General features: G+C 33.2%; 15 protein-coding genes. 7 read left to right on the top strand and 8 right to left on the bottom strand.

Going from position 1 to position 13,715, the window contains the following annotated elements:
• Window positions 1-18 precede the first annotated feature (18 nt).
• The 7 genes from ABD859_RS08600 to ABD859_RS08570 all read right to left on the bottom strand — a co-directional run bounded on the left by ABD859_RS08600 (window position 19) and on the right by ABD859_RS08570 (window position 4,709).
• Entirely contained in the window at window positions 19-321 is a 303-nt protein-coding gene (locus tag ABD859_RS08600) for a thioredoxin family protein (RefSeq protein WP_053474396.1), read from the bottom strand.
• Window positions 322-392: 71 nt separating this feature from the next.
• Window positions 393-1,628, bottom strand: coding sequence for a metallophosphoesterase (locus ABD859_RS08595; protein WP_345142950.1), 1,236 nt, complete (start codon window positions 1,626-1,628; stop codon window positions 393-395).
• 158 nt (window positions 1,629-1,786) lie between these two features.
• Complete coding sequence (locus ABD859_RS08590) at window positions 1,787-1,969, bottom strand: hypothetical protein (RefSeq protein WP_012023698.1); 183 nt, start codon at window positions 1,967-1,969, stop codon at window positions 1,787-1,789.
• A 101-nt stretch (window positions 1,970-2,070) separates the two neighbouring features.
• Complete coding sequence (locus tag ABD859_RS08585) at window positions 2,071-3,408, bottom strand: sensor histidine kinase (protein WP_345142945.1); 1,338 nt, start codon at window positions 3,406-3,408, stop codon at window positions 2,071-2,073.
• Window positions 3,409-3,418: 10 nt separating this feature from the next.
• On the bottom strand, window positions 3,419-4,093 hold the full coding sequence (locus ABD859_RS08580) for a response regulator transcription factor (protein ID WP_345142942.1): 675 nt from the start codon (window positions 4,091-4,093) through the stop codon (window positions 3,419-3,421).
• Window positions 4,094-4,277: 184 nt separating this feature from the next.
• Entirely contained in the window at window positions 4,278-4,463 is a 186-nt protein-coding gene (locus ABD859_RS08575) for a hypothetical protein (RefSeq protein ID WP_345142940.1), read from the bottom strand.
• A gap of 51 nt (window positions 4,464-4,514) precedes the next feature.
• On the bottom strand, window positions 4,515-4,709 hold the full coding sequence (locus tag ABD859_RS08570) for a hypothetical protein (protein WP_345142937.1): 195 nt from the start codon (window positions 4,707-4,709) through the stop codon (window positions 4,515-4,517).
• A 313-nt stretch (window positions 4,710-5,022) separates the two neighbouring features.
• Between ABD859_RS08570 and polA the strand changes: the two genes are divergently transcribed.
• The 3 genes from polA (at window position 5,023) to ABD859_RS08555 (ending at window position 9,035) form a co-directional block, all read left to right on the top strand.
• Complete coding sequence (gene polA / locus ABD859_RS08565; protein ID WP_345142934.1) at window positions 5,023-7,872, top strand: DNA polymerase I; 2,850 nt, start codon at window positions 5,023-5,025, stop codon at window positions 7,870-7,872.
• A gap of 34 nt (window positions 7,873-7,906) precedes the next feature.
• A complete protein-coding gene (locus ABD859_RS08560) occupies window positions 7,907-8,281 on the top strand; it encodes a hypothetical protein (protein ID WP_345142931.1) in 375 nt (124 codons plus the stop codon).
• Between the two features lie 271 nt (window positions 8,282-8,552).
• Window positions 8,553-9,035 (top strand): hypothetical protein, encoded by a 483-nt coding sequence (locus ABD859_RS08555; RefSeq protein ID WP_345142928.1) that lies wholly within the window; start codon window positions 8,553-8,555, stop codon window positions 9,033-9,035.
• 680 nt (window positions 9,036-9,715) lie between these two features.
• Here the strand turns inward: ABD859_RS08555 and ABD859_RS08550 are convergent.
• A complete protein-coding gene (locus ABD859_RS08550; RefSeq protein WP_345142925.1) occupies window positions 9,716-10,741 on the bottom strand; it encodes a LacI family DNA-binding transcriptional regulator in 1,026 nt (341 codons plus the stop codon).
• Window positions 10,742-10,937: 196 nt separating this feature from the next.
• Between ABD859_RS08550 and ABD859_RS08545 the strand changes: the two genes are divergently transcribed.
• The 4 genes from ABD859_RS08545 (at window position 10,938) to rpsI (ending at window position 13,561) form a co-directional block, all read left to right on the top strand.
• Window positions 10,938-11,684, top strand: coding sequence for a ferritin-like domain-containing protein (locus tag ABD859_RS08545; RefSeq protein WP_345142922.1), 747 nt, complete (start codon window positions 10,938-10,940; stop codon window positions 11,682-11,684).
• A gap of 26 nt (window positions 11,685-11,710) precedes the next feature.
• Window positions 11,711-12,523, top strand: coding sequence for a ferritin-like domain-containing protein (locus ABD859_RS08540; protein WP_345142920.1), 813 nt, complete (start codon window positions 11,711-11,713; stop codon window positions 12,521-12,523).
• Between the two features lie 196 nt (window positions 12,524-12,719).
• Entirely contained in the window at window positions 12,720-13,175 is a 456-nt protein-coding gene (gene rplM / locus ABD859_RS08535) for a 50S ribosomal protein L13 (RefSeq protein WP_125722248.1), read from the top strand.
• Window positions 13,175-13,561, top strand: a complete 387-nt coding sequence (rpsI, locus tag ABD859_RS08530) for a 30S ribosomal protein S9 (RefSeq protein WP_008466792.1) — start codon at window positions 13,175-13,177, stop codon at window positions 13,559-13,561. Before rplM ends, rpsI begins: the two co-directional genes overlap by 1 nt.
• Window positions 13,562-13,715: the final 154 nt, after the last annotated feature.

The raw sequence follows: 13,715 nt of genomic DNA, 5'->3' as shown, positions 1-13,715 counted from the left end.
TCGTTTCAGAGAGATTTATTATACGTCGAATTGATCCTGTACAATTCCTATAAGTGTATTCGCATCCAATTCTCCGGATTGTCTCCAGATCATTTGTCCTTCCTTATATATCATTAAAGTCGGAAGTCCTTTAATTCGTAATGCTTCGGCTAATTCCTGATTTTTATCAACATCAATCTTAATTACCTTAGCTTTGTCGCCCAGCGCAGCCGCAACATCCTTTATTACCGGATGCATCAATACTGATGATTCGTTCCAATCTGTGTAGAAGTCAATTAACACCGGAACCTGAGCATTTATTAGTTCTCCAAATTTTGACATAAAACCAAAAATTTAATTCTTTTAATCTATTAAAAAGATATAATTAATACAAATGTAGCATTTTTAACGAATTAAGCCACATTCTTGCCCTTTTTTAGTTCAATCACTGTGATTTCAGGCATAATTCCAACTCTTCCCGGATAGGCATGAAAACCAAATCCTCGGTTAACATAAACGTATCTTCCGGCTTCTTCGTATAATCCCGCCCATTGTTTATAAATATATTGTGCCAGACTCCATTTAAAATATCCCGGAATTTCAATTCCAAACTGCATTCCGTGTGTATGGCCGGCTAAAGTTAAGTGAAAATTCTTAGCGTGATTTTTAATTTCGGCATCCCAATGGCTTGGATCATGACTCATTAAAACTTTAAAATCATCTTTATGAAGATTTTCTGAAGCTTTATTTAAATCTCCTGCTTTTTTGAAATTTACACCCCAGTTTTCGACTCCAACCAAAGCAATTTTATCTTCGCCTTTTTGAATGTATTTGTTTTCATTCAACATTAAATCAAAACCTATTTTCCCATAGAGTTTTTTAATTTCGGCGAAGTTTTCCTCTTTCTCTTTTTCAGAAGGCCAGGTTACATATTCTCCATAATCATGATTTCCTAAAACAGCAAATTTTCCGTATTTGTAATCTTTAATTCGGTTAAACGTTTCAAGCCACGGATGCATTTCTTTTGCATGAGTATTTACAATATCTCCAGTAAACAAAATCATGTCAGATTCCTGCTGATTAATCAAATCAATAGCATAATTAATCTTTTCAGGATTATCAAAACTACCGCTGTGCACATCTGAAATCTGTGTTATTTTAAATCCGTCAAATTCATCCGGAAGATCCGGAAAATAGATCGTCTGCTTAAATACTTTGAAATTATACTTGCCTTCAAAAATTCCGTAAATCAATGATAAAAACGGAACTGCTGCTAAACCCAAAGCTATCTGGCTGACAAACTTTCGCCTGTCCGGCATCATTTCTTTGCGCGGTGTATGATAAACGAAATAATTTAGAATACTTGCTCCAATTCTAATAATATCTTCGCCAAACATTATTAAGGTAAGAACAATTTTTGGCACATAAACCAACAACATTAATCCTGTAGTAAACATAAACTGTTTAGTCTGCCCTACTGAACGATCAACCTGAGAAAATGAATAGATAATGAATAACAGAATAAGCACACTTATGACCTGATAACTTATTAAAACCCATCTGAATTTAATTAAAGTGCGAAAGGCTTGATAGGAATAGAACTCAATAAATACTAAAAGAGCACATAGAATTATAAAACGAAAGATCATTTATTTACAGTTTTCAGCAAAGTAACAAAGAATGAAAATTTTATTGCTTTTTATTATCAAAAATTTAACTCAAATAATAGCAAAAGCCGATAGATTTCTCTATCAGCTTTTGCGACCAAATTATTCAAAACCTTTATTCTACAACAAGCCCTGTTGTATTATTTTTGAGCTTTTGCCGCTTCTGGCTTAGCTTCTGCTTTTTTAGCTTTTTTGTCTGCTTTTTTCTCTTTTTTAGCGGCTTTTGCTTCTTTTGCCGGAGTTTCTTTTACTGGAGCGGTTTGAGCGTTAACCATTGCAGTTGTTCCTAAAACTGCCACTGCTAATAAAATTAATTTTTTCATGATTGTAGATTTTTGATGATTATTTCATTATTTATACTTCAAAGGTAGAACTGGCAGATGAAGACAAAATGAAGATTAACCCAATCTGAAAAAATTAACTTTTAATTGTGTTTTTGCTCTTCGGGAAACAGCAATGTAAAGGTTGTCCCCTCATTTATAACCGAAGTAACTTTTATTTCAATATGATGAAAAACTGCAATACTTTTTGCAATAGCAAGACCCAACCCCTGCCCTTCCTGATCTGAACTTACTCTGGCAAAACGATTAAAGATATTTTCGATCTGTGATTCGTTTAACCCAATTCCAGAATCAGTAATAGAAATAAAATATTGATTTTCTGCAAATCCGTCAGATACTATAATACTACCTTCTGGCTTATTATACTTTATAGCGTTTGTAATTAAATTATAAATCAAAATATGAATTAGGGTTTTGTTTCCTTTAAAACAAAAATCATGTTCCATATTATTGATAAACTCAATCCCTTTATCTTCAATTCGGTCTTGTAAATCTTCTTGCAAATCTTGTATCATTTCCTGAAACATGACAACTTCATTTGCTTCATATTGATTATTTTCAATTCTGGAAATCAAGAGAAGATTATTGATGATTTTTTTCAGCATATCGAGCGTCTTCAGTGAACCGGCAATTTTATCAACCGCATTATCATCTAAAGAATCGTTCTGTAATAAATTTTCGAGTTTATTTTTTAATAAAGCAATTGGCGTTAAAAGTTCATGCGAAACATTCGAAATAAATTGTTTTTCTTTTTTAAAAAGTTCAGCAATACGATCCATCATTTGATTTAAAACCAAATCAAGCTCTCTAAAATCTCTGGATTTAGCATTTATAGGCGTATGATCAAAAACTTCCGGTTCGTTAACCCGTCTTATTTTGGTATCTATAATCTTGTAAAAAGGTTTTAAAAGATATTCGATATAAAAAGTATCTGCCAAAAAAGTCACTAAAAGAATAACAACCAAAACCACTATTATAAAAAGTTTTATAATAAAAGTAAGGTCTTTAACCTCGCTCAGACTGCTTCCAATTTCGAGTTGATAATCTTCGTTTTCATAACTAAAATGATGCTGCAGAATTCGATATTCATTTTCTTCACCTTCAATAATTCGATATTCATTACTAAAAGTAGTTTTCTTTTGATGGGGTTTAATAGGTGCTCTCGAAAGAACTAAAAACTCGCTGTGAAGTGTAGAAAACTGCGAGTAGGTTTCGGTCGAATCGTCTTCATTTTCAATAAAATCATTAATTTCCTGCTGATTTAAATGATCTATAAATTTCTTCTTCTTTTCAATTAAACCATTATTTATATGTCTGTAAACGACATTTTCGACCAAAATAGGAAGCATCAGCCATAAAATTAAAATCACCAGTAATCTGGTTAATGCGTTAAAAATGGCTAATTGATGTTTTATTTTCACAAAAAACTATTTATTCATTAATACGATAACCCACATTTCGAACTGTTTCAAACCAATCTATAGAAGTATGTTTGTCTAATTTTTTTCGAAGATTGCGAACATGAACATCTATAAAATTAGAATCTGAATTTACTTCAAGAATATCACCCCAAATATGTTCTGTTAACTGCAATCTTGTAATGACACGATTTTTATTTAGAACCAGATACTGAAAAATGTCAAATTCCTTTTTCGTTAAACTTAAAGGAACCTCATTAAAACTCACTTTATAATCCTGAAGCTGTAATAAAAATCCGTGAATACTTAGATTGTTTAAAGTAAAACCATGAATTCTGCGGATTACGGCAAACAATCTGGCTGCTAATTCTGTTAAGGCAAAAGGTTTTGTCAAATAATCATCAGCCCCAAGATGAAGTCCGTTAATTCTATCGTCCAGTTCACCTCGGGCAGTAAGCACAATTACTGCAATTTTTGATTTTGTTTTTCGAATTGTCTGCAAAACCTCAAAACCATCTCCATCCGGCAAACCAAGATCAAGCAGCATAACATCATAATCATTACTGCCAAATTCCTCCAGCGCATCGGCGCAGTTATGAGCAATTTTACATATATAACCAGCGGTGCATAAAAAGTCGTAAACTTCAACAGCAAGTTCTTTATTATCTTCAACAATCAAAACATTCATAAACAAAGGCATTTAAACGCAACTAAAATTAATCAATTATCAAAAGTCCAGCCGCACATTATTAAAAAATTAACGAATGAAAAAAGCTGATAAATTTCTTCATCAGCTTCTTCAATCGCATTCATCATAATTATTCCTGTTTTGCCTTCGTTACAATGCTTCGAAAACAAAACGAGAGCAATTATTATTTTTTTACGTTAGCAGTTTCTTCTTTTGGAGTTTCTGCTTTTGCTTTTTTATTGCCTTTATGGTGGTGATGTTTTGTAGCTTTTACTTCTTTTGCCGGAGCCGCCTGAGCTGGGGTTGTTTGAGCACTAACCATTACACTTGTTCCTAGAACTGCTGCTAATACAATAAATAAATTTTTCATGACTTTAAGTTTTTAAATTAATAACTTTTTTATTCTAAATTACTTTTCTGTTTATTTTTTTACTTTTGTTGTTTCTGCTGGAGCTTCACTTTTTACTGATTTTGTTTTTTTATCAGATTTGGTTTTAGCTTTTTTTGGAGCTTTAACTTCTTTTGCCGGAGCTGTTTTACCATCTTTTGCAGGAAATGCATGAACCATTGCACTTGTGCCTAAAACTGCTGCTAATACCATCAATAAATTTCTCATGATTTCTAAATTTTAAATTATAATTATTTTTATTTTACAGATCAAAATTACCTCTGTAAGATGAAGAGAAAATGAAGAAATCCCTGAATAAAAAAATTTAACTTGACATTAACTCTTTGCCGTTTCTAACACTATATAAGTAATAGAAGCGCATTAATATCTTTAATTAATTACAATCAATTTAGACGTATCACTGTGCGTCTCTACTAAAATGAACTTATATCACTTATATGGTTCAATCAAAATTAATTTTCAAAAGCAGCATCGTTTTTTAAAACCCAATTGTTTATTTTTACAGACTAATATTTTTAATATGTCAACTCAAAAACGCCTTTTTCTTCTAGATGCTTACGCACTAATTTTTCGTGGTTATTATGCCTTTATTAAAAACCCGAGAATCAATTCAAAAGGAATGGATACATCTGCAATTATGGGTTTTATGAACTCACTTTTGGATGTTATTAAAAGAGAGAAACCGGATCATTTAGCTGTTGCTTTCGACAAAGAAGGAAGTCATGCAAGAACAGAAATGTATTCTGACTATAAAGCTAACCGAGACGAAACTCCAGAAGCAATCAAAATTGCTGTTCCTTATATTCAGGAATTATTAAGAGCGATGCATATTCCGATTATTGAACTTGCCGGATGTGAAGCTGATGACTTAATTGGAACTATTGCCAAACAAGCCGAAAAACAGAATTACAAAGTTTTTATGGTAACTCCCGATAAAGATTTTGCACAATTGGTTTCTGAAAATATCTTCATGTACAAGCCTGCTCGTATGGGTAACGGAATCGAAATTTGGGGAATTCCAGAGGTTTTGGCAAAATTTGAAGTCGAAAGACCAGAACAAGTTATCGATTTTCTTGGAATGATGGGTGATGCTGTCGATAATATTCCAGGATTACCGGGTGTTGGAGAAGTTACTGCGAAAAAATTCCTTAAAGAGTTTGGTTCTATGGAAAATCTTTTGGCTAATACCGATAAGCTTAAAGGTAAAATGAAAGAGAATATCGAAGCGAATAAAGATAAAGGTATTTTATCTAAAAAGCTTGCCGCAATTATATGCGATTGTGATGTTACATTTAATGAAGAAGATTACGAACTTTCACGTCCAGACATCGAAAAAACCGATGCTATTTTTCAGGAATTAGAATTTAGAAGAATGGCAGAACAGTTTGATAACTTATTTAAAGTTGGAGGCGGGAATGAATTAAATAATAACACTCCTTCTGACGCCAAATTATACAAAAAACCACAGCCAAAAAACGAAGACCAGTTTGATCTTTTTGGAGGTGGAGGAACAACTCTTGACGAAAGTGCCGAAGCAGCAAGAAATTCATTTTATAGTACTTTAGAAAACACAGAACATTCATATCAGACTATTCAGGGCGATTTAGGAATTAAACTGCTTTTACAAAATTTACAAAAGCAAACGGCAGTTTGTTTTGATACCGAAACTACAGGAATTGATGCTCTGCATGCAGAACTTGTAGGAATGTCTTTTGCTTATGAAAAAGGAAAAGCATTTTACGTTCCGGTTCCGGAAAGTCAGGAAGAAGCTCAGGCTTTAGTTGATAAATTTGTTCCGTTTTTTGAAAATGAAAACATCGAAAAAATCGGTCAGAACTTAAAATACGATTTAAAAATCCTTTCTAATTACGGTGTTACTGTAAAAGGAAAACTTTTCGATACCATGATTGCGCATTATTTAATTAATCCGGATATGCGTCATAATATGGATATTCTGGCAGAAACGTATTTAAAATATTCACCAAAATCTATTGAAACTTTAATTGGTAAAAAAGGAAAAAATCAGCTTTCTATGCGTGATGTTCCTTTAGAAGATATTAAAGAATATGCTGCAGAAGATGCTGATGTTACTTTACAATTAAAAGAAATCTTTACAACCGAATTAGATAAAACCGAAACTAAAAAACTTTTTGATGAAATCGAAATTCCATTAGTAAGCGTTTTGGCAGATATGGAAACAGAAGGTATTCGTTTAGACGTTGATTTCTTAAAACAAATGTCTGGTGAAATGGACATTGAAATCAAATCATTGGAACAAAAAATCTATGAAACTGCCGGAGAAACCTTCAATTTAGCTTCTCCAAAACAATTAGGAGATATTCTATTTGATAAACTAAAAATTGGCGGCGCTAAACAAAAGAAAACCAAAACGGGTCAATATGCAACTGGCGAAGAAGTTTTGACGTATCTGGCAAACGACAATCCAATTGTAAAAGACATTTTAGACTGGCGTCAAATGGTAAAACTGCAGAGTACTTATATTCTAGCTTTACCGGAACAGGTTGACAAAAAAACACTTCGAGTTCATACTGATTATATGCAGACTGTTGCTGCAACAGGACGTTTAAGTTCTAATAATCCGAACTTACAGAATATTCCAATTCGTACCGAAAGAGGACGCCAGATTCGTAAAGCCTTCGTAGCACGCGATGAAAACCACACTTTAATATCTGCCGATTACTCGCAGATTGAACTTAGAATTATTGCAGCCTTAAGCGGCGAAGAAAATATGATTAAAGCTTTTCAGGACGGAGAAGATATTCACCGTGCAACCGCTGCAAAAGTATTTAATGTTGCCTTAGAAGAAGTTTCACGCGAACAAAGAAGTAATGCAAAAACGGTAAACTTTGGAATTATCTATGGTGTTTCGGCTTTCGGATTAAGTAATCAGACTTCCCTTTCAAGAAGTGAAAGCGCTGCTCTGATCGATGCTTACTATAAAACGTATCCTCGTTTAAAATCTTATATTTCAGATCAGGTAGATTTTGCTCGTGAAAAAGGTTATGTACAAACGATTTTAGGACGTCGTCGTTATTTAAAAGACATTAATTCTGCTAACGCCGTAGTAAGAAGCGCTGCAGAACGAAATGCCGTAAACGCGCCAATTCAGGGAAGTGCTGCCGATGTAATTAAAATCGCAATGATCAACATTCATAAAAAACTTCGCGACGAAAACTGGAAATCAAGAATGCTGCTTCAGGTACATGATGAGCTTGTGTTCGATGTTCACAACGACGAACTCGAAAAAATCCAGCCTATGATTAAACACGAAATGGAAAATGCATTTAAAATGTCGGTTCCTTTAGAAGTTGAAATTGGTTTAGGAAAAGATTGGTTAGAAGCACATTGATAATTTAGATTTTTACATTTTGTGTTAAATTTATATGACAGACGATTTTAAGCCACCTATAGAAACCCGAACAACAAAAGAATTACTAGCAATAGCCGGTGCTCCAAAAAAATGGAATTCGAGAGTTCATAAATTGGCAATAGATGAGCTTTATAATCGAAAAGTTGATTTAAAATTAATCAACCAAGCCAAATATATTGAAACAAAGAAAGAAAATCTTGAAGTTCTAAAAAAGGCAAAAGAAAGCTACGATATAACAGATTTCATTTTTAATTTAGGCGGAACGCTTATCGAAATTATCTTTTCCTGGGATTTAGAAAAAGAAGGATATTTGCGAAAAGCAGAGCAGCAAAAGAAATTTAGAATCGCATTATTATTTCTACTTGCATTTATTTTGCTTTTCATTTAAAATAAAAAAACCATTCCCTGCGGCGAATGGTTTTCTTATTTTATTTCTTTCTCGTAGACTCCAATCCCTATTTAAATTTTTCATTGATTTCTGACTCTCAAAACAATATTTATATAATCAAAAAAAGTAATATCACTATGTTTATCAATAGAAAACATTGAAAGCCATACCAACATTCAAATTTAATTTCTTTTTATTATAATTATAAAATTGTAAGAATTAAACTTCTTTTAAATACATTTGTTGACTTCAATAAACCCAAAAATTAAAAATGAGATCAAAATTTAAAACGTTTTTTTTCTATCTATGCTTTTTGTATTCCGCAATCGCTTTTTGTCAGGAAAAAGCATATTATTTAGAAGGAACTCTTGGAAAAAGCAGAATATTTATGAGATTTGAGATTTATAAAGATGATACTACTCCAAATGCTGTTTACTTCTATCAAAGCTCATTAAAAGACATTAAGCTGGAAGGAAAAATGAAGGACGATAATAACTTCACTTTTTATTTCAAACCTAATGAGACTGTCGTTGAAAAATTTTATTTGAAAAAATCAGGAAATAATTTCGATGGTTTTTGGTATGATGCAAAAGATAAAAAATTACCTGTTCATCTTGAACCTGTAAATTTCGCTAATTACAAATCGAATCTAAAAATTAGGTTTGATGACGAAAAACTAAACTTTGTAAAATACAAATTTCTTGATTTTAAAAAACAGAAAACCACAACTTATAACAACAAAGAATTTGTCTGATATTCTGAAAAACACTGCGATTCTGATTTCTTTAGGCTTGGAAACAATTTTTCAGATAAAAACAAAGCTGTCATTAATCCTATTTTAGAAGAAATTCATGTTCAGAATACATTAAGCCAGCTGAATTGTTCTTCAAATTTCGAGTATAGCAATGGTAATGGAATTGAAGGATCTGCAACTATCAATTTTTTAAATACAAATCTTTTAGGTTTTGAAATTTTCTCTTCTTATTACTGCGGAGGGGCGCATCCGGATTTTGGAGGAAGCGGCTATCTTGTTGATTTAAATAACGGCAAACAATATGAAATTGATGATATTCTTGCTTTTGATAAAAGTGTAACTGGCGACAAAGAAAATAATTTTGATGCTTTTTCAAAATACAGAAGTGATTTCTTTGCTCCTAAACTATTAGCTGTAATTAATTCTGAACATCATTTTGAAAAGCCAAAAAATGTTGATGATGATCCTTGCGATTATACTAACGAAGAATATTGGGACTTTCCTTCCTGGAGTTATACAGAGAAAGGAATTCAATTTACACCCATTTTTTATAGAGCGGCAAGAGCTTGCGAAGATTCTTTTTTAGTTCCCTTTGAGAAATTAAAAAAGTATAAAAATCCTAAATTCCCTTACGAACTAAAATAAAAAAAATCCATTCAAATGAATGGATTTTTTGTTTCTTATTTTTTTCGGGTTGATTCTCTTTCTTTCAATTTTGTTTTAATAACGATAGTTTCGTAATCAGACGTTTCGCCTTCAGGTTCTTCAAGCCTTTGAATAAGTCTTTTTGCCGCTACTTCTCCAATTTCAATTCCGTGCTGACTTACAGTCGTTAAACTTGGAGATAAACGTCTTGAAGCCAAGATTCCGTCTGCAAAACCAATAATCGAAATATCTTCCGGAACTCTAAATCCTTTTTTCAAACTTACTCTTAAAGCAGCAACCGAATCATTTTCATCTAAAGCAAAAATTCCGTCAACTTTCTCATCTAAAATTCCTTCAATTCTGCTTTTCATATCTTCTTCAGAATCTGTACGAAGTATGATTTTTTCGTTTACCGGAATATTATTATCCTTTAAAGCTTTCAAATAACCATCGGCTCTTAATTTTCCAATACTTAAATTATCTACAGAAGAAATTAGGGCAATATTTTTACATCCTAAGTTTATTAAATGCTGTGTCGAGTTTAAAGCCGAGTCGAAATCATCTACAACCACTTTATCGCAATCTACTTCATCTGCAATTCGGTCAAACATTACAATTGGCGTACCGTCGTTAATAATTTCAGAGAAGTGATTATAATCCTGAAGTTTTTGCGCTTCTTCTGAAACAGAAAGAATAAAACCATCAATTGTACCGTTGCTAAGCATTTCAAGTGTATGAACTTCTTTTTCTAAAGATTCGTTAGAAATACAAGTTATAACATTGTAACCTTTTTTGTCTGCTACTTTCTCAATACCGCTAAACACCTTTGCGAAAAAAGAGTTTAATATATTAGGTATAATTACACCAATTGTTTTGGTTTTTCTATTCTTTAAATTCAGACCAATAACATTCGGCTTATAATTTTTGAGTTTGGCATACTCCTTAATCTTCACCTTCGTCTGCTCACTTATTTCCGGACTGTCGTTTAGCGCCTTAGACACTGTTGACACAGAAACACCTAGTTCCTTCGCAATTTGTTTTAGAGTTGCTTTAGCTTTCATCTAATAAAAGTTTATGTAATTAATACAAATATAGTAGAATTACCGAAAATAAAACAAAAAACAACTACCAGTATTTCAAATTATGCTGTCTATTCGAAATAATTCTAAAAAAGAACGATTTTCTGAAACCGCACTTACAAAAATTTCGTTAATAACCTTAATACGATGTTATTAACCTTAATAAAAAACCTAAATTATGAAAAATGAAGTTAAAATTCATGAAGTTAACCCTTCACTGGATAGCAGAAGAAGCTTTCTAAAGCTCAGTGGATTAACGTTAGTTACCGCAGGTTTGGTTTTAGCTGGCTGCAGCGACAATGATAATGACAATAATATGGAGGACAATTCCTTACCCGGAGTTAAAAATGGTGTTTTTGACTTAGGATCTGGAGATTTTGGTGTTCTAACTTATGCTTATGCTTTAGAACAGCTGGAAGCCGATTTTTATACTAAAGTAGTAAACGCCTCAAGTTTTAATACTGTATTTAATGATACTGAACGTCAGGTTCTAACCGACTTATACCATCATGAAGTAATTCACAGAGATTTTTTTAAAGCTGCTTTAACCGGAGCACTTCCTGATCCTAGTTCTCAATTACTTCCTTCTTTAGCCTTTAGCTATGGCTCTTTAAATTTTAACAGCCGTACCGAAGTTTTAGCTACCGCAAAAGCACTTGAAGACACAGGCGTTGCCGCTTATAATGGTGCGGGCCGACTTATTAAAAGTGCAGATTATTTACTATTAGCCGGAAAAATTGTTTCTGTAGAAGCCCGACACGCTTCTGCAATTCGAAGTTTAATTAATCCTAATTCAAAAGATTTTGCAGGAGACGATATTGTGAGCACTTCAAGCGGATTAGATGCCGCAAAAGATCCGTCAAAAATCCTACCAGTTGCAGCAGGATTCATTACTACAAAATTCACGGCCAAATATTTACCTTAATCTTAACTAGCTAAAACTTAGAAATTATGAATATTTTAAAACTTATAGAAACCTTTACTGATGATAATTTAATGAAAAGCACTGGCTCAAGAAGAGACAGTTTTACTCAGTTTGGGAATATTGGAAAAAATCTGGCTCTGGCGTCAATTCCTTTCGGATTATCAGCATTAACCAGTAAAGCATTTGCAAAAGATATTACAGCAACTCCAGCCACACCAATTGGAGCTTTGCAGTTTGCTCTGACATTAGAATATCTTGAAAACGAATTTTATGCCATGGCATTAGACTCTGGTGTAATTCCGGCTTCTGAAAATGGCGGACGCGATTTAAAAGTTTTTCAGCAGATTGCTGCTCACGAATCAGATCACGTATCTTTTTTAATTGCAGGACTAGGCGGAACAGCAAGTGCCAACTTTGTTCCTAAACCTACTTTTGATTTTACAGTTGGCGGTGCATTTGATCCTTTTAATGATTATCCAACCTTTCTGGCATTGGCACAAGCTTTTGAAGATACTGGTGTCAGAGCCTATAAAGGTCAGGCAGCAAATTTGATATCTGCACCAGATTTACTTACAGCTGCTTTACAGATTCATTCAGTTGAAGCCCGTCATGCTTCAGAGGTAAGACGCTTACGCGGATTAAAAGGATGGATCTCTAATGCTGAAAGAGGTGCAGGAATGCCCGCGGCGACACAAGCAGTTTATGATGGCGAGGGCGTAACAATGCAGGCAGGTTTTAATACTGCATCAGCATTTGGCGCTGCGGCAGGTTCAGAAGCTTATGATGAGCCGCTTACAACACAGCAAGTAGTCGATATTGCTAATATATTTATAGTGTAATTAAAAAATAATTCAAAAGATTAAAGCACCTTTGCAGTAAAATGTCAAGGTGCTTTTTTTATGTCCATTTAATTCAAAAACTGAATGCCTGATTTTCAGCCAATAAAATATTCTTTAAGGTATTTGGTTTTAAAATAATTAATTGTACTTTTGCATCCCCTTTATTGGGGATGGAATGTTTAATTAAAATAATATTATGGACGCATTAAGCTACAAAACAGTTTCGGCAAACAAAGGCACTGTAACTAAAGAGTGGATTGTTGTTGACGCTGAAGGTCATAACTTAGGACGTCTTGCATCTAAGGTTGCTATGATCTTAAGAGGTAAGTACAAGCCAAGTTACACACCGCACGTTGACTGTGGAGATAACGTAATTGTTATCAACTCAGAAAAAATTAACCTTACAGGTACAAAATTGAATGACAAAATTTACATGCGTCATACAGGTTACCCAGGAGGACAAAGAACTTTAACTGCTAAAGTATTGCAAGCTAAAAACCCTGCATTATTAGTAGAAAAAGCAGTAAAAGGTATGTTACCTAAAAACAAATTAGGAGCAGAACTTTTCAGAAATCTAAATGTTGTTGTAGGAGCTGAGCACACTCACGGAGCTCAAAAACCTAGAACTGTTAACCTAAATGATCTTAAGTAATGGGAGTTATTCACAAAATCGGTAGAAGAAAAACCGCTGTTGCACGTGTATACGTTTCTGAAGGAACTGGAAACATCACTGTAAACAAAAAAGAATTCGCAACTTACTTTCCAACTGCAACTTTACAATACAAAGTTTTACAACCGCTTTCTATGACAGAAAACGCTAGTAACTTTGACGTAAAAGTAAACGTTTACGGAGGTGGTACAACTGGTCAAGCAGAAGCTGTAAGAATGGCATTAGCACGCGTAATGTGTGAAGTTAACGCTGAAAACAGAGCTATCCTTAAGCCAGAAGGTTTATTAACAAGAGACCCAAGAATGGTTGAACGTAAGAAATTCGGTCAGAAGAAAGCTCGTAAGAGATTCCAGTTCTCTAAACGTTAATATTACCTGTCTTGTTCAGATGGGACAAGACATTATCAATTATTTATTGAAATTAAAAAACACAGTTATTGTTGCTCTCCTATCGAGGTAGGATATAGTTTAGCATCTAAATGTATAAAGCCAGAGAAATCGCCATTTATACATTGCTAATCAA

It is taken from the genome of Flavobacterium ginsengiterrae (assembly GCF_039539785.1).
In the GTDB taxonomy this organism is placed as follows: domain Bacteria; phylum Bacteroidota; class Bacteroidia; order Flavobacteriales; family Flavobacteriaceae; genus Flavobacterium; species Flavobacterium ginsengiterrae.
Note: the sequence above shows the minus strand (reverse complement) of the source record. Positions and strands in the feature narration are given on the sequence as shown.

What these genes read in the sequence shown, in the direction of transcription:
- ABD859_RS08580 (WP_345142942.1), bottom strand. Translation starts at nt 4,093, where the DNA reads ATGAATGTTTTGATTGTTGAAGATAATAAAGAACTTGCTGTTGAAGTT.
- ABD859_RS08595 (WP_345142950.1), bottom strand. Translation starts at nt 1,628, where the DNA reads ATGATCTTTCGTTTTATAATTCTATGTGCTCTTTTAGTATTTATTGAG.
- ABD859_RS08590 (WP_012023698.1), bottom strand. Translation starts at nt 1,969, where the DNA reads ATGAAAAAATTAATTTTATTAGCAGTGGCAGTTTTAGGAACAACTGCA.
- ABD859_RS08575 (WP_345142940.1), bottom strand. Translation starts at nt 4,463, where the DNA reads ATGAAAAATTTATTTATTGTATTAGCAGCAGTTCTAGGAACAAGTGTA.
- rplM (WP_125722248.1), top strand. Translation starts at nt 12,720, where the DNA reads ATGGACGCATTAAGCTACAAAACAGTTTCGGCAAACAAAGGCACTGTA.
- ABD859_RS08545 (WP_345142922.1), top strand. Translation starts at nt 10,938, where the DNA reads ATGAAAAATGAAGTTAAAATTCATGAAGTTAACCCTTCACTGGATAGC.
- rpsI (WP_008466792.1), top strand. Translation starts at nt 13,175, where the DNA reads ATGGGAGTTATTCACAAAATCGGTAGAAGAAAAACCGCTGTTGCACGT.
- ABD859_RS08550 (WP_345142925.1), bottom strand. Translation starts at nt 10,741, where the DNA reads ATGAAAGCTAAAGCAACTCTAAAACAAATTGCGAAGGAACTAGGTGTT.
- ABD859_RS08560 (WP_345142931.1), top strand. Translation starts at nt 7,907, where the DNA reads ATGACAGACGATTTTAAGCCACCTATAGAAACCCGAACAACAAAAGAA.
- ABD859_RS08555 (WP_345142928.1), top strand. Translation starts at nt 8,553, where the DNA reads ATGAGATCAAAATTTAAAACGTTTTTTTTCTATCTATGCTTTTTGTAT.
- ABD859_RS08540 (WP_345142920.1), top strand. Translation starts at nt 11,711, where the DNA reads ATGAATATTTTAAAACTTATAGAAACCTTTACTGATGATAATTTAATG.
- polA (WP_345142934.1), top strand. Translation starts at nt 5,023, where the DNA reads ATGTCAACTCAAAAACGCCTTTTTCTTCTAGATGCTTACGCACTAATT.
- ABD859_RS08600 (WP_053474396.1), bottom strand. Translation starts at nt 321, where the DNA reads ATGTCAAAATTTGGAGAACTAATAAATGCTCAGGTTCCGGTGTTAATT.
- ABD859_RS08570 (WP_345142937.1), bottom strand. Translation starts at nt 4,709, where the DNA reads ATGAGAAATTTATTGATGGTATTAGCAGCAGTTTTAGGCACAAGTGCA.